The organism is Paenibacillus diazotrophicus, from assembly GCF_042610465.1.
On sequence record NZ_JBGJZN010000004.1, the window covers coordinates 334,087 to 353,815 of the forward strand.

Annotated in this window: 16 protein-coding genes; 9 read left to right on the forward strand and 7 right to left on the reverse strand. The window is 51.0% G+C overall.

Annotated elements, in window-relative coordinates; genetic code table 11:
- Nucleotides 1–760: 760 nt before the first annotated feature.
- From ACAN54_RS18355 to ACAN54_RS18370, 4 genes are all read right to left on the reverse strand, one after another.
- Nucleotides 761–1,741: a polyprenyl synthetase family protein gene (locus tag ACAN54_RS18355; RefSeq protein WP_379158354.1), complete on the reverse strand. Its 981-nt coding sequence runs from the start codon at nucleotides 1,739–1,741 to the stop codon at nucleotides 761–763.
- An 18-nt stretch (nucleotides 1,742–1,759) separates the two neighbouring features.
- The gene (locus ACAN54_RS18360; protein WP_379158357.1) at nucleotides 1,760–2,209 is read right to left on the reverse strand and encodes a hypothetical protein; all 450 of its coding nucleotides are present in this window, start codon (nucleotides 2,207–2,209) and stop codon (nucleotides 1,760–1,762) included.
- A gap of 254 nt (nucleotides 2,210–2,463) precedes the next feature.
- Nucleotides 2,464–4,347 (reverse strand): FAD-dependent oxidoreductase, encoded by a 1,884-nt coding sequence (locus tag ACAN54_RS18365; RefSeq protein WP_379158360.1) that lies wholly within the window; start codon nucleotides 4,345–4,347, stop codon nucleotides 2,464–2,466.
- A 48-nt stretch (nucleotides 4,348–4,395) separates the two neighbouring features.
- Nucleotides 4,396–5,301, reverse strand: a complete 906-nt coding sequence (locus ACAN54_RS18370; RefSeq protein ID WP_379158363.1) for an FMN-binding protein — start codon at nucleotides 5,299–5,301, stop codon at nucleotides 4,396–4,398.
- 465 nt (nucleotides 5,302–5,766) lie between these two features.
- On the opposite strand from ACAN54_RS18370, the gene ACAN54_RS18375 reads away from it, so the two are divergent.
- From ACAN54_RS18375 to ACAN54_RS18400, 6 genes are all read left to right on the forward strand, one after another.
- Nucleotides 5,767–5,970: a CsbD family protein gene (locus ACAN54_RS18375; RefSeq protein ID WP_379158366.1), complete on the forward strand. Its 204-nt coding sequence runs from the start codon at nucleotides 5,767–5,769 to the stop codon at nucleotides 5,968–5,970.
- A 66-nt stretch (nucleotides 5,971–6,036) separates the two neighbouring features.
- Nucleotides 6,037–6,303, forward strand: coding sequence for a hypothetical protein (locus ACAN54_RS18380; protein ID WP_379158369.1), 267 nt, complete (start codon nucleotides 6,037–6,039; stop codon nucleotides 6,301–6,303).
- 124 nt (nucleotides 6,304–6,427) lie between these two features.
- Nucleotides 6,428–7,825, forward strand: a complete 1,398-nt coding sequence (locus ACAN54_RS18385; RefSeq protein ID WP_379158373.1) for a sensor histidine kinase — start codon at nucleotides 6,428–6,430, stop codon at nucleotides 7,823–7,825.
- Nucleotides 7,826–7,944: 119 nt separating this feature from the next.
- A complete protein-coding gene (locus ACAN54_RS18390; RefSeq protein WP_379158376.1) occupies nucleotides 7,945–9,216 on the forward strand; it encodes an MFS transporter in 1,272 nt (423 codons plus the stop codon).
- Nucleotides 9,217–9,269: 53 nt separating this feature from the next.
- Nucleotides 9,270–9,938: an NAD(P)H-binding protein gene (locus ACAN54_RS18395; protein ID WP_379158379.1), complete on the forward strand. Its 669-nt coding sequence runs from the start codon at nucleotides 9,270–9,272 to the stop codon at nucleotides 9,936–9,938.
- A gap of 94 nt (nucleotides 9,939–10,032) precedes the next feature.
- Nucleotides 10,033–10,413, forward strand: a complete 381-nt coding sequence (locus ACAN54_RS18400) for a RidA family protein (protein ID WP_379158382.1) — start codon at nucleotides 10,033–10,035, stop codon at nucleotides 10,411–10,413.
- A gap of 86 nt (nucleotides 10,414–10,499) precedes the next feature.
- Here the strand turns inward: ACAN54_RS18400 and ACAN54_RS18405 are convergent, their stop codons facing one another.
- Entirely contained in the window at nucleotides 10,500–11,258 is a 759-nt protein-coding gene (locus ACAN54_RS18405) for a TspO/MBR family protein (protein WP_379158385.1), read from the reverse strand.
- Nucleotides 11,259–11,455: 197 nt separating this feature from the next.
- Between ACAN54_RS18405 and ACAN54_RS18410 the strand changes: the two genes are divergently transcribed.
- The 3 genes from ACAN54_RS18410 (at nucleotide 11,456) to ACAN54_RS18420 (ending at nucleotide 18,142) form a co-directional block, all read left to right on the forward strand.
- Nucleotides 11,456–13,906 carry a glycoside hydrolase family 31 protein gene (locus ACAN54_RS18410; RefSeq protein WP_379158388.1) on the forward strand — a complete coding sequence of 817 codons (2,451 nt, stop codon included), beginning with the start codon at nucleotides 11,456–11,458 and terminating at the stop codon, nucleotides 13,904–13,906.
- 329 nt (nucleotides 13,907–14,235) lie between these two features.
- A complete protein-coding gene (locus tag ACAN54_RS18415) occupies nucleotides 14,236–17,325 on the forward strand; it encodes a DEAD/DEAH box helicase (RefSeq protein ID WP_379158391.1) in 3,090 nt (1,029 codons plus the stop codon).
- A 31-nt stretch (nucleotides 17,326–17,356) separates the two neighbouring features.
- The gene (locus tag ACAN54_RS18420) at nucleotides 17,357–18,142 is read left to right on the forward strand and encodes a hypothetical protein (RefSeq protein WP_379158394.1); all 786 of its coding nucleotides are present in this window, start codon (nucleotides 17,357–17,359) and stop codon (nucleotides 18,140–18,142) included.
- Between the two features lie 107 nt (nucleotides 18,143–18,249).
- On the opposite strand, the gene ACAN54_RS18425 is transcribed toward ACAN54_RS18420, so the two are convergent.
- Nucleotides 18,250–18,867: a GTP pyrophosphokinase gene (locus ACAN54_RS18425; RefSeq protein WP_379158760.1), complete on the reverse strand. Its 618-nt coding sequence runs from the start codon at nucleotides 18,865–18,867 to the stop codon at nucleotides 18,250–18,252.
- Between the two features lie 316 nt (nucleotides 18,868–19,183).
- Nucleotides 19,184–19,558, reverse strand: coding sequence for a hypothetical protein (locus tag ACAN54_RS18430; protein WP_379158397.1), 375 nt, complete (start codon nucleotides 19,556–19,558; stop codon nucleotides 19,184–19,186).
- Nucleotides 19,559–19,729: the final 171 nt, after the last annotated feature.

Sequence of the window (19,729 nt, forward strand, 5' to 3'; positions counted from 1 at the left end):
CTCCGCTCCGGGGAATGTTTGGACTTCCGGCCGCTGTTGTCTCCAGATGTTTTGGATTAGATCGCTATTAGCGATAACATCTGGAGACAAAGGCGGACGCTATCGCTCCTACAGTTCCAAACTTCCCCTCCGTTCCGTCCTAACCTGGCTGGGCCCACCCCAAAAAACTAACACAAAAAAGACAACATGCCCGCCCAGCAGGGGGCGGGCATGAACACTAGCGCGGAAAGCTGGCTTACGCGGCTTTCCTTGGCTTGGTGGTCATTCCCGTGAACTCAGTCCCACTAGGGCCATGGTTCAAGGACAAACAGCTTTAAGAGCTAGAAAGATCAACCCCAACAACATGAACCACAACCACAGAACAAAAGAGCTAAACTTACTCACGGGCGCTTCGCTGCGTTCGCTCATTTAGCGAAATAAGGCAAAGACAAAGACAAAGACAAAGACAAAGACAATCAAATAACTCTTCGCATTCCTCTGTAGAGGCTCTAACGGAAGAATGCTAAACGCAAAAAGGAAAATACCAATAAGCAAAGGATTAGGAAAACGCAAAAAGAAGGCCCAGACTAACTGGACCTTCTTTTTGCGTTATTAGGTGGGCCGAGGTGGATCGCTGGCTGTTTATCTCTGACAACGCCCCCGCATATGAGTCAGCGTTTAGTTATTCTTAAGCTTCGGCTAGGTATTAGCTACCTAGCAGGCCATCTTCCAAGTTGCAAAAAGCACCTATGCAGTGCCAACTACACCATTCCAAGCAGCCTTAACGATCCCGGCCGGCAAAATACTGCAGCAGCGTCTCCAGATCAGCATGTGCCGGGTAGCTGGAGAGCTGCTGGATGATTCCAGCGGCCTGCTTCAGATAATCCTGGCTAACTTCCTCCGTACGGGCCAGGGCGTCACTGCGGCCTATCAGGGCCAGCACATGAGCGACCGCCTCATCGGAAGAGGAGGGGCCGATGGTACGGATCACTGGAGCCAGTTCGGGGTTCTGCAGGGCAAAGAGTACAGGAAGGGTAACCTGGCCATGGCGCAGGTCACTTCCGGCAGGCTTGCCCAGCACATCGGCCGACTGGGTGAAGTCGAGCAGATCATCCTGGATCTGAAAGGACATCCCCAGCGCTTCACCAAAGCTATAGAGCAGGTCCGCGACGTCTTTGGTGCTCTCCGTAGACAGCGCACCAACCCGCAAACAGGTCGCCATCAGCAGGGCGGTCTTATTCCGGGATTTCTCCAGGTACTCTTCGTGGGTAAGGTTGTAATCGTAAGCATGCTCCATCTGCTGGTATTCTCCCAGACATAGTTGAGCGGTAGCTACGGCTGATAGATCATGAACATAACGGTTTTTGTCACCTGTGTATTTGCTGAGCAGCTCAATTACGCGGGCGGACATATAATTCCCGATATGCACCGCAGAGAGTACGCCAGTCTTGGTATGCAAGGCCGGAGCCCCCCTGCGCAGTTCAGCATTGTCAATAATATCATCATGAATTAGTGAGGCGGCGTGTATAAATTCAGCAGCAGCAGATAACTGAAGAGTTCTGCGGCCCACAGGCTTGGGTCCAAAACGGCTGCCGACGATGACCATCAGCGGACGGAGCCTTTTACCTCCGGAGCCGGTCAGCTCGAGGATACTCTGGGCCAGCTGCGACTTTTTGGGTACATCTTTATCACGGACCACAATATTCTGGATTTCATGGTTAATTTCATTCAGGTCTATGTTTAAGGCTTCGTGCAGCTTCATCTTTATGGTTCCCACCTGTCAAATGGCTTTGCTGGTACGGCTGTGCTGCCTCCGCTCCTGAATCAGGAACTCTTCAATGCCCGCCGCCGGATTTTGTTCTGCGAAGTCTCCATTTGACCGCGCGATTTGCATTTTTTTAATCGAAGGAGCCAGATAAGCAACAAGGTCCAGTTCACGGCATTTCACCGCAAATTGCAGATAAAAGCTGTACAAATAATCTCCATCCAAAATGTTGCGGGTAAGGTCAGGATGATGTGGAGCACATTCCATATGGCGCTCAGCCGCTACAGTAAGAATGATATATATCCCTAGCAGATGGGCTTTGCGGTCATATTCCAGATCATGGCGTTCCAGTACCGAGAGCAGTTGCTCACATTCTGCCGGAGAGAGACGCAGCTGAATTCCGGCGATCGGGGACATTTCAGCCTGAAGCAACCGGATGCTGTCTTCAATGATTTTTCTGTTCACAAGATTCTCTCCTTCTTGTCGGTTTTGCCGGAAGAAACCATAACCTTGATTATCCCTACAAAACCCTTTGTTAAAAATCCAAATAAATCTGCGATGGATTATGCTAGTACCTTAATAAATAAGGAGAGTAATGTGTCCAACGGACACATTACTCTTAAGAACATCATATTCAGCTGAAACAACATACAATACACATAAGTTGCTGATATTATTGATTACACGATGTTAGAAATGCGAAACAACGGGTATATATATCAGTCGGTATATAAATACCACCGGCGCACAAGCGGGATTCGTTTCCACTGCTTTTTGAGCCAAGGCAGGACATAGTAGTCCAGACCGAAGACGCTGCCGGATCCGCCGATGCAGGCGATAGCTGCCCCAACATACCAGAGCATTTCTGTAGAAGCCATCTTGGTAGACCAGATCATAACGGCCATAGCTATGGTCGCTATTGAAGCAATAGCAGTAAACAGACCCACGATAAGCATAACGCCGAAGACGATTTCGGCACAAACCATGCCGATTTGGAACCATTTTGCCAGTGCAGTATAATCTGTTCCGCCACTGTTATAGAACATCAGGTTCATAAACCAGTGGGTAATATCATAAATCCATCCTGGAACCCACAAAGCTTCAACCGCTTCCTTAGCAGTGGATACTGCGGAGGCTGCGGATTGCGCATCTACTGTATCCTTGACGGCATCGACGGCAACGCTGGCCGAAGAGGCGGCATCCGTAAGATGTGCAGGAGCAGGAATCAGGAAAATCTTATTTGGATCTTCCCAAATCTTTCTGAGCTTGTCTATACCTTCATATAGCCACATGCCCCCAAGCAGCATACGGAGCGGAACCAGCCAGAAGTTCGGTGAACGTTTGGAGAAATAGCCGCCGACAAAGCTCTTGCGGTTCTCTACATGGAAGAATTCATGCATCATGTAGGTCCATACTTTGTTAAAACCTACTACTTGAGAAAGATAGAACATATTGATAAAATGCTTGGACAGCATTGCCATGAATCCGGTAAGCATGAAGAACTTGCCTGGAAGACCTACGTTCGCAACACCGTACCGGCTGCCGATGGAGACCATCGTGCCGTGGAAGCCTGGTTTGTAGGCTTTTTTGGCGGTACCGCTGATGTCTGCAGCAATGTTGTTGGCAATGACCGGAGCAGCTTGTTCAGCATTTTCAACCATCTGTGGAACAGGACGGGTTTCACCTTCAGGAATATAGAAAATATTGTCCCCAACTACGTAAACGTTCTTGTGGTCAACACTTTCCAAATGCTCGTTGGTAACGATGCGTTTACGTCCCTGTTGTTGTACTTCAAGGCCGCCAACGATTTCGGAGCCTTCCACACCGGCAGTCCAGACAATAGTCTGGGAATCTACGATGTTCTTCTCGCCGAGCGCTACACTGCCGTTACCTACTTCAGTGATCTTGGCACCGGTAACGATTTCGACGTTCAGCTTGCGCAGACGGGCTTCAGCCTTCTGAATAAGCTTATCCGGAAGGATAGGCAGAATCTTCGGAGCCATATCGGCAACGATCAGACGCACTTCGGAAGGATCGATGAAGAATTCTCTGCACAGTTCTTCGCGTTGTTCGGCCATTTCACCAACCAGTTCGACACCCGTGAATCCGGCACCGATGATGACGAAAGTCAACATTGCGCGGCGTACAGCAGGGTTCTTCTCCTTGGCGGCTTTGGTGTACATATCGCGGATCTGGCGTTTGAGCGCAACCGCATCATCATAAGACCAGAAGGAGAAGGTATTCTCTTCCGCTCCGGGAATTCCGAAGAATGTGGGTTTGCTGCCTGTGCCGATTACCAGGTAATCGTAAGCATAGGTTGCTTTGTCAGATTTAAGCTTTTTGCTTTTGAAGTCAATATTGCTGATCTCATCCAGTACAACATCCACTTTCAGGCCGGCAAAAATTTTCTTCAAATCCACTTTGATTGAATCCTCAGGCGCGCGGTTCGCGGACACCTCATGCAGTTCAGTCAAGAGAGTGTGATAAGGATTGCGGTCAATCAGCTTAATCTCTACATCTTTATTATTCTTATACTTCTTTGCCAGTTTCTTAGCCGTGAGTACGCCGCCGTAGCCGCCGCCCAAAATGACTATTTTCTTCAAGGGAAACTCACCTCATTCTTCTGATTAGCTGCAAGAGGGAAGCGAATATTATTTCGCGCCTTCAAGTGCTTTTTCTGCAAGTGTAAAGTATTCGCCAACATGGATGGAAACGCCGGAAATAGCGTCGGTTTTGCCTTCTGCATCCATAGTAGGAGCAGCGCCCTTGTTATCAAGGAAGTATTTTTCGGCCAGAGCGATTTCTTCGTGCCATTCAGCAGCAGCGCCGCCGGCTTTCATGCCGTACTTGCCGTCTACAGAATATTGTTTCTTGTCGTCACCGGCAGCATTCACGCCGCTGAAATTAGCAGCTACGATATTTCCGCCTGCAACCGTAATAGCGACAGTAGATTTCCAGCCGGATTCTGCATCCATTTCGCCTTCAGCAGTGTATCCGCCATCTTTGTAAGGACCAACTTCTGTAGGGCCTGCAGCCAGAGCAGCTTGAGAAGCAGCAACAAAGTCACTTACACCAACGGAAACGCCGGAGATTGCATCGGTTTTGCCTTCAGCATTTACGACTACTGCTGCAGGATCCTGTTTTTCAATTAAAAAGGCTTCAGCTTTAGCTGCTTGCTCATGCCATTCTGCTTGGCCGCCACCTTTGGATACCAGGCCGTATTTTCCATCTTCAGATACTTTTTTCTTCAGGTCGCCAGCGTTTTTAACGTTGAAAGCGTCCCAATCCGCTTTGGTGATTTTTCCGCCTTCTACAGTCAGCAGAACGAACGATTGCCAGCCGGTTTTTTCATCAGCAGGTGCTGTTCCATAATATGTTCCATCTTGATACTTACCTGTTTCAGCAGTTGCAGTGCCGGCATCAGTTGCCGCAGGTGCAGTGGATTCGACAGGAGCATTCGTAGCCGCCGCGTTCTTCCCGTCATTGTTGTTGCCGCAGCCTGCCAGCAAAGTACCAAGTACAAGAGCACTCGACAAAATTACAGAAGCTTTTTTCATTTTAATGTGACCTCCAAAGAAATAGTTTAAAATATATATATTAAAATGTAAAACATTTTAATAGCTGTTGGAAGTGATAAAAATCACTTTATAAATGACATATATCACTTTTGAATCGGTCTTAAGACCCTTTTTGTATCCGCTATATGACTTATATCGACAGATAATAGAAAAAATTTTAATTATCTTGTTTTATCTCCGGTGGCATTCTAGCATATTTAAAACAATAGACAAGTGAAAAAAATCACTTGAAAGTAAACTAATTTATCAACACATGAATTATATCAAATTTTAAAATACTTGGATACGGTTTTAAGAGACTATTATGTGACAAAAAACGACGTAATCTGCTGTTTTCCTCTGCCGACGGTATTAGATTCAATTTAAAGGATCGCGGGTAATGTTTTTTTAAGACATGAGCCTCTGGTCACTACTAAAAAAGACACCTAAGGAGATGAGCATGTAATGGATAACAACGTAATCAAAGGTAAGTGGATGCAGCTTAAAGGTGAAGCCAAGAAACAATGGGGACAACTCACGGATGATGACCTTGATGTTATCGACGGTGAGAAGGATAAGCTGGTAGGCAAACTCCAGGAGCGCTACGGCCATACCAAAGATGATGCAGAAGCGGAATACCGCAATTGGGAACAATCGATCCGCCACTAATATAAAAGCACACCTTCAGAACAGGCTCAAAACAGGATAATCACATGAGCAGGAGAGGCGATGTCTATGTATAAATCCCATGTTGTAAGCGGCAGGATTATCGAGATCAACACTGACCGGGTACTTACACAACAGGGTGAGATGTTCTGCAGCTTTCATCCCCGGTACTATATGCTTCCGGATGTTGAGACATGGACACCTGAGGAATGTGACCTGAAAGAGGAGTCTGTAATTATATTGCATAAGCAGAGCGGAGACCGGAGCATGAAAAGACGCTGGAGTCTTATGAGGCCCTGGTTTCCGCAGCATAAAAAGAGCGCAAATCGTATCTGATTTGCGCTCTTTTTATGCCTGGTTCACATGAACTACTAGGACTCTGATTTCATGTATTGATTCTACTTATTATGGTACTATGATTGTTAAGAATTACCTACCTGTACTATTGAAGGAGTGTGCTATGGAGTATTTGAAGAGTTTTTTTGTGAACACAGCTCTGCTGATTACTGTCGCTTATCTGGCGAATTTAATATATAAACATACGATTTCTCATGCCCCGGAGACGGTCAAAAAGGTAAGCTGGGTCATACTTTCCATTTTTGCCGGCTGGATCACCATATTGTTTGGATACAGACTGCATGAGAATGCCATCTTTGATCTTAGGTTTGTGCCGCTGATTATCTCCACCCTCGCATTTCCCCAGCCCTTTATTCTTATAATAATTGGAGTGGGCATAGGCTTGACCCGTCTCTTCTTCGGGGTGAACGAGGCGGCGGTGGCAGGCGTGCTGAATTTATCGATTTTGGGATTCGTGTGTGCCGGGCTCAGCTATTGGGTGCGCCGTACGACGGTTACGATTGTGGGCAAGGGCCTCCTAGTTATTCTGGTTGTTAATTTGTTGAATGCGGTGAATATCATTGTATTTGGAGTGATACCGGATCAAGTGTACCTCACGCACATTATGCCTGCCACGTTACCTGCAGGGATCGCTCTGAGCATACTGTTTTCGCTGATCATCCGTGATTTTCAGCTTGATCTGCAGCGCACCGGACAGGTGGTAAGGGCAAATGAACTGCTCTCCGCTCAGGCGGAAGAGCTGCATAAGAATAAGATTGTGCTGGAGGAACGGGCGAAGCAGCTGATGCTGGCCTCCCAATTCAAATCGGAGTTTTTGGCTAATATGTCGCATGAACTGCGGACACCGCTTAACAGTATCATTAATTTATCGCAGATTATTGAAGAAAATGATCTGCAGCTTGCCAGGGAGGAGATCGCTGAATATGGCGCAATCATACACCGGTCCGGCAATGATCTTCTGGCGCTGATCAATGATATTCTGGATCTCTCCAAGGTAGAAGCGGGCAAGCTGGATGTGGTTAATGAGGAGCTTAATGTCAGTGAGATTCCAGAATTGCTCGCACTTCAGTTTACAGTAGCAGCCAGACAGAAGGGATTGGAATTCAATATTACACTCAGCGAGAACGTGCCGCAGGTGATTCATTCGGATCCTCAGCGGGTACAGCAGATTCTCCGCAATCTGTTGTCCAATGCGTTTAAATTTACGGTGGACGGCTTTGTATCGCTGAATATTCGGCTGGTAGAGCGCTTAGAAGGACCTGTACTGAAACGCTGGGTGGTCTTTGATGTGCAGGACAGCGGGATTGGAATTGCCGCCGAGAAGCATATGATCATTTTTGAGGCTTTTCAGCAGGCGGACAGCAGCATCAGCCGGAAGTATGGAGGGACTGGCCTCGGACTATCCATCAGCAGTGATCTGGCCAAGCTCCTGGGCGGATTCATTACACTATCCAGCAGGGAAGAACATGGAAGCTTATTTTCCCTATATTTACCACTATAATTGTCAGGATAGGAAAGTTCATGGGAATCCAATTTTATTTGTGATTTTGGCGTATTGACAGGAGCTTGATGCAGAGTAGAATGAAGCAAAAGCCGCATCAAAGGAGTGTAATTCCCCCCATGAACATCATGAGAAACAGGCTTGGCGGTTCGAGTTCAAAACCTCTCCGCAAAGCCTCGGTACATCGTAAGAATCTGCAGATCGCTACGTTTGAGGGGGTACCATCAACGATATTTCAGGTACTGCTCCAAGGGCAGTTCCTGACAGGCTTTCTGTTATATCTTGGAGCAAGCTCCAGTCAGATCGGTTTTGTGATTGCACTTACTACATTGGTGAATGTAGCGCAGATAGGTGTAGCTTTTCTGATTCAAAAGCTGCCAAGCCGCAAATGGGCCATGGTGACTTTTATCGGCTTGCACAGGCTGCTCTGGGGCTCAACCGGGCTGGTCCCGTTTATTTTTCCGCAAGAGTATTGGGTCACCGCATTTATCGTTTTATATACGATTGCCTTCATTGCCAATACAGCAGGTGGTGTATTGTGGAGTTCTGTAATCAGCGACCTGGTTCCTGCACGCGTAAGGGGCCGTTATTTTGGAATCCGCAATACGGTTCTGAATGCCTTGGGAAGTCTGGTAATGTATGGCGGCGGTCTTATACTTGACCGTTATCCCGGAGGACACGGGTTTCTGATTCTGTATATTGTGGTCTGGATTTTTTCCATCTCCAATATCATCGTGTTCTTTTTCTATCCGGACGTGCCGTTTGAGAAATCGGAGGAAAAGGATTTTCTGCCGATGCTGAAGAAGCCTCTGCATGATACGCTGTTCATGAAATCTACATTGTTCTTGTCCGCATGGCTGTTGCTGCAGAACCTGACGGTTCCGCTTTATTCCTATGTCATGCTGCAACTGCTGGATATCAATTATGAGACCTTGTCCCTGCTGAACGTATCGCAGACGATCTTCATGATGGCGAGCTTCTATGTATGGGGAAATCTGAATGCCAGGTACAGCAATAAGCGGCTGCTGCTCTGGACACTGCCGATTATCGCCATATCCTCGCTGCTCTGGGGACTGCTGTCTGTACTGCCGATGCTGCTTGTGCTCTTTGCCGCCCATATTGTGTTCGGTGTAGGTGTGGGGGGCTTTAACCAGCTGGCCTTCAACTTCATCATTGGCGATACGCCGAAGAAAGAACGGCCTATGTACATGGCAATGTATGCGGCGCTGACAGGACTTGCCGCATTTTTTGGACCGCTTATCGGAGGGCGGATCTATGAGTGGATACAGGAATGGCCGCAATGGATGCAGGTATACGGGATGCAGCTTATCGTTGGTCTGCTGATGCTTGTTCTGGCACTGCTGCTGGGCCGGCGTATTCTAAGGGACTAAATGCAAAGGAAGGCCCGGCCTTCCTCTGACTTCGCGTGATAGGAGATCATTCAATGACAAGAATTGCAGTAGTAATGGGGGCTACGGGCCTTGTAGGCAGGGCGTTAACGGAAGATCTGCTGAACGGCGATTGGGATGAGGTACGCGTGCTGGTGCGTCATCCATTGAAGCTAGAGCATCCCAAACTGAAGCAGGTGATCATTGATTGGGAGCAGCTCGCACAGTACAAGGAGCAATTTGCTGGTGCTTTTGCCGTCTTTTGCTGTCTTGGAACAACCATCAAAAAAGCCGGCTCGCAGAAACAGTTTGAACGTGTGGATCTGGAATATCCACTTGCCGCTGCGGCGCTGGCCAAAGCCTGCGGGGTGAAGCAGTTTCTGGCGGTTTCCTCGATGGGGGCAAATGCCAAATCGCGCAATTTCTATTCCCGAACCAAAGGGAGAGTGGAGGAAGGGTTGATAGCTGCAGGTTTTCCGGGACTCCATCTGTTCCGCCCTTCTCTCCTGTTGGGAGAACGCGAAGAATTCAGGTTTGGCGAGCGGGCAGCGGCCGTTGTGATGAAAGCGCTGGACTTCGCCATGGTGGGAAATGCGGCCAAGTACCGGGCAATACCCGCAGCGAAGGTGGCAAGAACAATGATGAACATTGCCCTTGCCGATACGCACGGTGTGCATGTCTATACCAACGAAGTGATTCATGTGATTGGCAAAGTGAAGGCTTGAGGTTTGCAATAAGCTTGGCCCAGGTCGTACAATGGGACATAATCATACGTACATAGCGTGATCACTGCCTTTGTACAGCAAACAGGAGGAGAACATGAGCAAAAAACAGGTAGCAACCGAAAAAGCTCCAGGTGCAATCGGCCCTTACAGTCAGGCGATCATTGCCGGGAACTGGGTATACACATCAGGTCAACTGGGTCTGAATCCGGAGACAGGAGCTTTGGCAGAAGGCGTTGAAGAGCAGGCACGTCAATCGCTAAGCAATGTGAAGGCGATTCTTGAAGAGGCCGGCGCATCCATGGAGCATGTAGTGAAGACAACCGTGTACCTGAAGGACATGAATGATTTTGCGGCTGTGAACGAGATATACAGTACATTCTTCACAGAGCCATATCCGGCACGCAGTGCTGTCGAGGTTGCGCGTCTGCCCAAAGATGGACTTGTAGAGATTGAAGCGGTAGCTCGTAAGAAATAAGCTTGGTAAACAAGAAAATCCCTGAGTGTTTTCCGTAGGAAGGAAGCGCTCAGGGATTTTTGACGTCTAAATAGAGGAATAAACCTTTAATATTTGCTCCGGCGAGGTGTCAGCAGCAGCCATATGGAGTAGAGCAGAAGTAAGCCGGCAGTGACTAGGCCGGTAATAAATACGCTGCCGGTATCTTTGTGCTCCAAGGCAATGGCGATGAAGGCCCAGACGAAGACCAGTGGATAGATACTGTCCCGGTAAGGGAAACTGACAATAACCGCAAGCAAGGTGCCGACACAGAGCATAATTACGGCCCAGGTAGGATCACTTAATCCGAAGCCGTCCCAATGGTTCTTTTCCAGAACAACGCTGACATTAACAATCGTGGCAACGGAGATCCAGCCCAGATATAGACTGAACGGCAGCTTGACCAGCCATTTCTCGCCCGTAGTGGGGTCAGAGATGCTGCGCGTTTTGCGGTAGATGACAATCAGTGTAATCAGCATAAGTACCATAACTCCGAGCGACAGCTCAATATAAAGATAATGCCAGAGAAACAGCCAGCCCATGTTGAAAATACAGCTGAGCACAAACCAGATGCCGATCGAGCGTACGGATTCCCGTGAACCGGTATCCTGCCTAAATTGATACACGATGAAGCCCGCGAGCAGCAGATAGATCAGCGACCAGATGGAAAAAGCGTAGCCGGCGGGTGTAAGTAATGTATGGTACCTGTCCGAAATTTCACCGGTGCTGTTCCCGCCAAGCGGCAGAGCCACCGATAGTGTGTTTACGAGGAGCACGCCAAGGAAAAACAGCAGATTCCACCATTTATAAGGATTATTTTGTCTCATGTTATTCACTCCCTAAACCTGATTATTTGGTACTGAAGCCGACGTCTATATAGAATATACCCGCATTCACTGCAAATCAGACCGTTTTTGGCAAAAAAATGACCTGGGGGTCATAAAGTTTGCGGATAGCAGTCCGGTCCCCCTGGGTAATATGTATTAAAAGTAGAAGCTGTGACAGCTGAAGGGGGAAAGCAAGCATGGAGAGCAGTGAAGCCATTCGTCCCGAGAAAATGGGTCCGCTGGTTATGAAGGAGACCTGGAATACACCCGGAAGCTTTGTATCCTGGGAACGCGCTGAGAACATATATATTGTCCGGGGAGAACGCGGAGGAATTGTCTTTGTATTTTTGAATGATGACATATTCAGGATGAAGGTGTTTCGGGACAAGGTGCCTGATCTGACGACGACGCCGGCCGTGCTGGCTGAGAGATGTATCCCGCACTTGTTCCCTGTGGAGGAGAGTGACGATCAGCTGACCTTTACGACCAGTGCCATCAAGCTGATCATCGAGAAAACCTCCCTACTGCTGCGTGTGGAGAACACGGAAGGAAAGGTTGTTATGCAGCAGAATCTGACGAGCTGGAATCCGCGCGGTGCGAGTCATGCTGAATATGATATGCAGCCGGATTCCCACTTTTACGGACTGGGGGAGAAGGCAAGCTTCCTGGACAAACGCGGGGAACGCTATACCAACTGGAACACCGATGTATTTGCCCCCCATCTACCGGAAATTGAAGCGCTATACGAGTCTATCCCACTGCTTATCCATATGCACGGCGAGCTGTCCTATGGCCTCTTTCTGGACAATACGGGCAGGAGCGATTTTGATATGCGCTCCCACGGGGTGGCGTTTACCATTGGCTGCTCTACGGGCGCCTATGATGTGTATTTTATCAACGGCCCCGAAATGAAGGATGTGGTCAAAAGATACACCTCCCTGACCGGAAGGATTGCACTTCCGCCCAAATGGGCTATTGGTTATCACCAGTCACGCTATAGTTATATGAATCAGCAGGAAGTACTTCAGCTTGCCAGGACCTTCCGTGAGAAGAATATTCCGTGCGATGTTATTTATCTGGATATTCACTATATGGATGAATATCGGGTGTTCACCTTCGATCCGGTCAATTTCCCCGAGCCTGAGAAGATGATTGCCGAGCTGGGTGAGCTAGGGGTGCGGATTGTGCCGATTGTAGATCCCGGTGTCAAAAAAGACCCTAACTATGAAGTGTACAAGCAAGGAGTGTTAGAGAAACACTTTTGCCGTTTCCTAGAGGGCGATATCTTCTTCGGTGAAGTCTGGCCGGGAATTAGTGCGTTCCCTGATTTCAGTGATGTCCGGACTGCCGAGTGGTGGGGAGATCTGCACAAATACTATACCGACCTTGGCATTCAAGGCATCTGGAATGATATGAACGAGCCTGCAGTGTTCAATGAGTCGAAGACCATGGACCTCGATGTGATGCATTTCAACAACGGCCGCCCAGTCACGCATGAGGAATACCACAATCTCTACGGAATGATGATGTCCAAGGCGACCTATGAAGGGCTGGCGGAGCATATGGGCGGCGAGCGCCCTTTTGTATTGACACGGGCCGGGTATGCGGGAATTCAGCGTTACGCCGCCGTGTGGACCGGGGATAACCGGAGCTTCTGGGAGCATATGGCGATGGCTATGCCGATGGTGCTCAATATGGGGATGTCCGGTCTCGCTTTCGCTGGACCGGACATCGGAGGGTTCGCCCACCACACTTCTGCCCAATTGCTGGTACGATGGACGCAGATGGGTGTGTTTTTCCCGTATTGCCGCAATCATTCTTCCATTGGCACGCTGCGCCAGGAGCCCTGGTCGTTCGGGGAAGAGGTGGAAGGAATTCTGCGGGAGTTCATCGGACTGCGGTATCGCTGGATGCCTCATATCTATAATCTTTTCCATGAAGCTGAAATGACGGGCATGCCCGTCATCCGCCCGCTGATTCTGGAATACCCGCGTGATCCGCATGTTACGAATCTGTGTGATCAGTTCCTGTTGGGGGAGAATGTGCTGATTGCTCCTGTGTACCGCCCGGATACAGACCACCGTTCCGTTTATCTGCCGGAAGGGCTGTGGATCGACTATTGGGATGGGGAGGTTCATGAAGGCGGACGGTATATTCTGGCTTCTGCCCCGCTGCGGATTATGCCGATGTACATCAAGGCGGGGACTTTTGTGGCCGAAGGCCCGCTTAAACAGTATGCGCTGGAGGATACGGCGGAGACGATGATCTTTCACCTGTATGGTGCCAGGGCACAGAACGGGTTCTTGGCCTCCTTTTCCCTCTATGAGGACGATGGACATAGCTTCAGCTATAAGAAAGGGCATTACTCGGAGATCAGCGTACATGCGGAGGGGGAAGAGGGTGAGCTGCGCCTGGGCTGGACCTATACGGTCCGTGAGTATGCGCCGCGCAGGGAAATGCTTCGCTTTGCGCTCTGTTACCCGGAATTCGCTGCCGCTTCAGTAGACGGGCTTGCTGAGATCAGTCTGGAGCAGCTGGAAGAGGGCCGTACAGGCTGGGCACGCAACGGCGGAAATGGCGCACTCCTTATCCAGGTGAATGATGATCCTGATGGCGGGGAGCTGCGTATTCTGGCCTCGGAGGAATAGGTTCAAAGAAGCAATGCCAACTTAACCGCTAAATGGCGGTTTTTTTGGCATGAATTGGACTAGAAGAGAGGTATTCTACCGAAGAAGAGCGGATAAATGGGCAAAAAGCAGATAAATCTGCAGAAAAAATGCAGAAGGGTTTTTAAATATCGTCTTTTTCGTATAAGATGAAGGGATGAAGAAAAAAACAGCTGGCAATCCGGGAGCCGTTCCTTCAGACTCACCGGTTTACCTGTAACTATATTTCTTGCGGAGAAGGATTCAGTTTCGTTGTCCTTAGGGAGACGGGCTGGCTCTTTCTGTTTGCTCAAAAAGAATGGAGATCATCAATGATTAAGCATCTGTATGCAATATGGTTAGGGGACGTATTTTTCTGCTTCTCCGGCGAAACCTCGGAGCCCAAGGTAGACGCATGGACGCGTGTGGTCAAACGGCTGGAGCTCCGGAGCGGCTGGCGTCCTTTTGCGGGTGCTGCGCTGAGGCTCACGGAAGTGAAATATCCCGTTGCCGCCTCTGTGGAAGGGAAAACGGGACGGCGCGGTTTACCGGGCCGGACGCTCGAGGGGCTCTCCCTCGCGCCCAAAGACGCGTTCGAGCTGCTGCTCGCCTGGGACGAGCAACTTTGCCGCAGCCAGGGCCTGGAACCTGGCGGTGAGCTGCGCTACTGGGCCGCCGCAGCCAGGTTCGCGCTGGAACTGATGGGCACAGGCGGTATTGTGCCGGGTGCGCTGCCGCCGCGGCCCATAGGCTCGCGCCGCCGGGGAGGAGAGCAAGCAGCATCGGCTGCCTGGTCTCCGGCATTCCGGCAGGAAGCAGACAAGGAACTGTTCCTGCAAATGGCGGCGTCCATGCCGGTGCTGGCACTCGGAACGCATGTGGCAGAGGAGGGCGACCTGTCTTCCCGTGAAGATGCCGGAGCGTACGTGCTCTATTCCTTCCTGCAGTCTGTAATGACTGCCGAGATCAAGCGGGTTGTTGCGCAGAACGAAGGGAAGCTTGCACCGTACAAAGCGAACTACCGGCGTGGCTATTCCCCTTTGACAGAGCTGTGGTGGAACAGCCTGCTCACAGGCAGCCGGGATATTCCGGTACAGGGCACACAGGCCGAAGTGAAGGAGCTTCTGGCTGCAGTGAATGGGACTGCCGGCAATGAAGTTCCGCACGCAGAGACGGAGGAAGCGCGCAGCGGACAGCTGAGTCTGGGGCTTCGTCTGGAACCGCCTGCAGACGAGAATGAAGAGTGGCGCCTGTCCTTCTGGGTGGAAAACCGCGAGGAAGGCGATTTCTGGCTTCCGGCCGCGGCTATCTGGGGCAGCCGTGAACGTGAATTCACCCTCTGGGGCAAGCGGTACCGCAATATTCAGCAGCAGCTGCTGTCTGCGCTAGGCCGGGCAGGCAAGTTGTCCCCGGATATTCAGAGGGCCTTGGCTACACCTGCCCCGGATAGTGTGGGGCTTACGCCGGAACAGCTCTATTTGTTCTTGAAGGAAAGTGTACAGCCGCTGCGGGAGCGGGGAATTACTGTGCAAATGCCATCCCGCTGGAGCCGTGAGGGCCGGCGGCGGATTGGAATGAAGATGAAGATGCAGCCTCCGGCTGGCGGAAACGACGGACCCGCCCAGGCAGCGCTGGGTATGGAGCAGCTGATTTCCTTCCGGATCGAAGCTTCGCTGGGAGATTCGGATGTCAGCGAGGATGAGCTGAACGCATTGGTGGAAGCGGGAATACCTTTTGTTCGCTTCCGCGGAGAATGGATTGAGATCGATCCGAAGGAGCTCCGCCAGGTGCTCAGGTATATGAAGCGTAATGAGAGCGGAGAGATGTCGGCGGCGGACTGGATGCGTCTGGAAGCCGAAGCCGGCGAGGAACGACTGTGGAAGGGGATGTCGGTGACCGGAATGGAAACTTCCGGCCTGCTGGCTTCGCTTATGCAGGGAGACATGCTGCGGCATCTCCCGCTGCGTCCGGTCCCTCCTGCCTTACACGGAACGCTCAGACCGTATCAGGAACGCGGGTTTCAGTGGCTGACCTCGCTAAGCGGGCTGGGGTTCGGTGTCTGTCTTGCGGATGACATGGGTCTGGGGAAGACGGTGCAGGTCATTACCTGTTTGCTGGACCGTGCGCTCACAGCGCAGCCTGAACAAAAACATGAGCCTGTGCTGATTCTGTGCCCGACCTCACTGCTGGGGAACTGGCAGCGGGAACTTCAGCGCTTCGCGCCTTCCCTGCGGGTGCACATTCATCATGGGGGTCGCCGGATTCGCGGTGAAGGTTTTGCAGAGCTTGCATACAGTCACGAAATCGTCCTGACCACTTATCATCTCGCGGGACGGGATAGCGAGGATCTGGCAGGTGTGAGGTGGTCGACGGTTGTCCTGGACGAGGCGCAGTACATCAAAAATCATCGTACCAAGCAGGCGCAGAGTGTAATGAAGCTGTCGGCGCCGCACCGCATTGCCATGACGGGCACACCGGTGGAGAACAGGCTGGGTGAGCTGTGGTCCATCTTTCATTTCCTGAATCCAGGATACCTGGGGACATATCATTCGTTCCGCCAGCGTTATGTTTCCGCTGAAGGCGGGGACCGGCTGCGTGAGCTTCACCGTCTCGTATCGCCTTTCCTGCTGCGGCGCCTGAAGAGCGATCCGGATATCTCCAAGGATCTGCCGGAGAAGCTGGAGCTGAAGCAGTATTGCACGCTCACGGAAACTCAGGCAGCCCTGTATCAGGGAGTCGTCAATGAGATGCTTGGCGTAATCGGAGAACGCTCGGGCATGGCCCGCCGGGGGCTGGTGCTGTCTTCCCTGACCAAGCTGAAGCAGATCTGTGATCATCCGCAGCTGTTCCGCAAGGATGAGGGGCGGGGACAACGCAGTGAGGCATCCGGGAAGATGGATATCATGTTCGAGGTGCTGGACAGTATCGCCGAGCTAGGAGAATCTGCGCTTATCTTTACCCAATATGTGGCGATGGGCGAACTTCTGGTCAGCAGGCTGGCGAGAAGGTATGGTAAAGCTCCGCTCTTTCTGCATGGCGGGGTTCCCAAGCGGGAGCGCGATGAAATGGTGCATGCTTTTCAAGAGGGGGAAGGCCCTGCCTTCTTCGTCCTCTCGCTCAAAGCCGGAGGTGTAGGGCTTAATCTGACCCGGGCCAACCACGTGCTGCATTATGACCGCTGGTGGAATCCGGCAGTGGAGAATCAGGCAACCGACCGGGCTTTTCGGATAGGACAGCACAAGAATGTGCAGGTGCATAAGCTGATCTGCCAGGGAACGCTTGAAGAGAGAATTGATGAGCTGATTGAACGCAAAAAAAGCCTTTCAGAGCAGGTCGTCGGCTCAGGCGAGAACTGGCTGACCGAGATGTCGAATCATGAGCTTAAAGAACTCATCGAGCTGCAGGGACAGGACTGGATGTAGAGGGAAGGACGGAATGAAGGAGGAATGAGCAATGAGCGGAGGACTTGAACTGCGGCTGGACGTTCAGCCTGGTATGGTAAAGGCAAGAAGTCTTCAAAAGTCCGGGACAACACCAGAAGTGAAAAGTATGCGAAAAGCGGCGGCGGCCGTTCAGGAGCCGGAAGCCGCAGCAGTTCTTTCTTTGGAAGTTCCGCCATGGACGGCTGAACAGAAAAGGGCGGTTCTGCAAGAACTGGCGGAGCATCCGGGAGAGCTGTACGGGCTTCTGCAAGGAGAGCTTGGCGTAAGACTTGCCGGGCTGGGTCTGCTTCCGGCAGAGGATGAGCTTGCCTCTGCAGTCTTCGAGCAAGAGCCCGGGGCTGCAGACAGAGCGCAGCTGCAGACCCTGCTGACACAGCGGCTGAGCGAAGAACCGCTGCTGGCTTTGTCGCTGCGAGGCCTGGGTAAGGAAGAGCTGCTGGCAGGCGTATTTGCCTTGTGGGCCGAAGCAGGCACTGAAGATGAAGAAGCGGCTCTGCCTGACGCTTCTGGTACGCTGGCGGCGGAGCTTGCCCGGCTGGAGCGCAAAGGTCCTGCGGTCACCTCAGGAGAATGGCTGGCCGAAGCTGCCGCCGAGGGCTCGCTTCACCAGCCGGGGCCGCTGTTTCACGAAATCGCCGCCCGCCCGTTTCCGGTATCCCCGGTGGTAGCCGTACCTACGGAGGATTGGAAGTCTCTTCTTCCACAGACCCCCAGAGCGACCGAAGGGCTGGCGCTGATCATGCGGGAAGTGGCTGACGCCGCAGCCCGCCGGGCAGCCGGTCTAAGCAAGATGTAACAGTGATGCTGAAATGAATGAAAGGCAGCATATGAACAGGTTACCCGCTGTTCATATGCTGCCTTTTTTTAGAAGAGATAAGAGCGTATTGTGTGTAAACAGAGAGTTTAATTCGTGGAGGGGCCTTCCGCCAGCTCCAGAATCTCCCTGCGGAGGCGGAGCATTTTCTGGTCCAGTTCATCGGCGGCGCGGGCCGCTTCCTTCAATTCTTCAGCAACATGCGGAGGGAGCTGCTTGTCGAATTTATAATATAGGATATGCTCCATGCTGGCCCAGAAATCCATGGCAAGTGTGCGCAGCTGTATTTCGGCCTTCACCCAGCGGGTACCATCCAGCAGCACCAGCGGCATAGCCACAATGAGATGCAGGCTTTGATAACCATTGGGTTTGGGCTGGGCAATATAATCCTTGATCTCCAGCACCCGCATATCTTCGCGCGCACACAGATGATCGACCAGACGGTAGATATCCTTCACGAAGGCGCAGACAATCCGCATGCCGGCAATATCATGAATGTGCTGTTCCATGTTGTCCAGCGTGAATTCATGCCCTTTGCGCTCCATCTTCTGCAGGATGCTCTTAGGCTCCTTGATCCGGCACTTAATATGCTCGATCGGACTGAAGCCGTCGCGCACCTGCCATTCTGTCTTAATGATATCAATTTTATTCTCAAGCTCATTCAGTGCATGGCGGTAGAGTGCCGGCAGTGCTTTGAAACTTTCCATCTGCTTGGCGAAATCTTCACTCGTCTGCCACTTCTTCAAATCCTTGACATGTACCTGCAACTGATTCAGCGTAACCTGTGTACTATCATTTTCTTCCACTGAGACTCTCCCGGTTTATATTATTTGTGACTGGTTTCTGATTATATTTTAACTCATATAGAGCCCTTGAAGCAAAAAAAAAGACACGGTCCCTCTGGCAGAATGCCGGAGAATCCCTGTCCTGAAATTGTAGAATAGCAGCCCGTGGCCAGTTATGCAGAAACATTTTGGCGTCATCCGCGTATTAGCACACATAAAGTTTTAGGCGGGCGCGTAGTTATTTGTTGGTAGGCGAGCCTCCGCCATAGCCTTTATCCTCATAGCCGGTATTGTCAAGCTTCGGCAGAACATGCAGCTGTTCTATCGTCTGACGGGTCTCTGCAGTGCCGTAACGGTGAAGGTACTGGAATACCCGGATGGTCTGATCGTCGAACTGGTTAATGGCTTCATCGTGATCTGCGGATTTATAGGGTACGAAAGCACGCCGGAAGGCATACTCATCCTCCTTGGCCAGCCCGTTAAGGATGTCCTGAAGCCCTGTCAGCTCTTCTGCGGTAAGCAGAACTTCATATTCACCAGAGTCATTGCGCACATCCTGAATGAGGCCGTGAGTCACGGACACGAAATAGCATTTCTTGTCATCGCCATTCAAGTATAATCCCTCCATCATAAGGTAAGGTTCGACACGGTAAAGGACAGATAAGCTATTTTCACTTAGTATTATACACAGGATGACAAATAATGAATCTGGCCGGGACATTTGGTATGATAGAAGGACAATTCCGCTTCTGCAAGGAGCGTAAAGGGTTAACTACACTATACG

Coding starts and splice junctions, on each gene's coding strand:
- ACAN54_RS18420 (WP_379158394.1), top strand. CDS start 17,357: ATGAGCGGAGGACTTGAACTGCGGCTGGACGTTCAGCCTGGTATGGTA.
- ACAN54_RS18375 (WP_379158366.1), top strand. CDS start 5,767: ATGGATAACAACGTAATCAAAGGTAAGTGGATGCAGCTTAAAGGTGAA.
- ACAN54_RS18425 (WP_379158760.1), bottom strand. CDS start 18,867: ATGGAAAGTTTCAAAGCACTGCCGGCACTCTACCGCCATGCACTGAAT.
- ACAN54_RS18355 (WP_379158354.1), bottom strand. CDS start 1,741: ATGAAGCTGCACGAAGCCTTAAACATAGACCTGAATGAAATTAACCAT.
- ACAN54_RS18390 (WP_379158376.1), top strand. CDS start 7,945: ATGAACATCATGAGAAACAGGCTTGGCGGTTCGAGTTCAAAACCTCTC.
- ACAN54_RS18370 (WP_379158363.1), bottom strand. CDS start 5,301: ATGAAAAAAGCTTCTGTAATTTTGTCGAGTGCTCTTGTACTTGGTACT.
- ACAN54_RS18410 (WP_379158388.1), top strand. CDS start 11,456: ATGGAGAGCAGTGAAGCCATTCGTCCCGAGAAAATGGGTCCGCTGGTT.
- ACAN54_RS18400 (WP_379158382.1), top strand. CDS start 10,033: ATGAGCAAAAAACAGGTAGCAACCGAAAAAGCTCCAGGTGCAATCGGC.
- ACAN54_RS18385 (WP_379158373.1), top strand. CDS start 6,428: ATGGAGTATTTGAAGAGTTTTTTTGTGAACACAGCTCTGCTGATTACT.
- ACAN54_RS18405 (WP_379158385.1), bottom strand. CDS start 11,258: ATGAGACAAAATAATCCTTATAAATGGTGGAATCTGCTGTTTTTCCTT.
- ACAN54_RS18380 (WP_379158369.1), top strand. CDS start 6,037: ATGTATAAATCCCATGTTGTAAGCGGCAGGATTATCGAGATCAACACT.
- ACAN54_RS18415 (WP_379158391.1), top strand. CDS start 14,236: ATGATTAAGCATCTGTATGCAATATGGTTAGGGGACGTATTTTTCTGC.
- ACAN54_RS18395 (WP_379158379.1), top strand. CDS start 9,270: ATGACAAGAATTGCAGTAGTAATGGGGGCTACGGGCCTTGTAGGCAGG.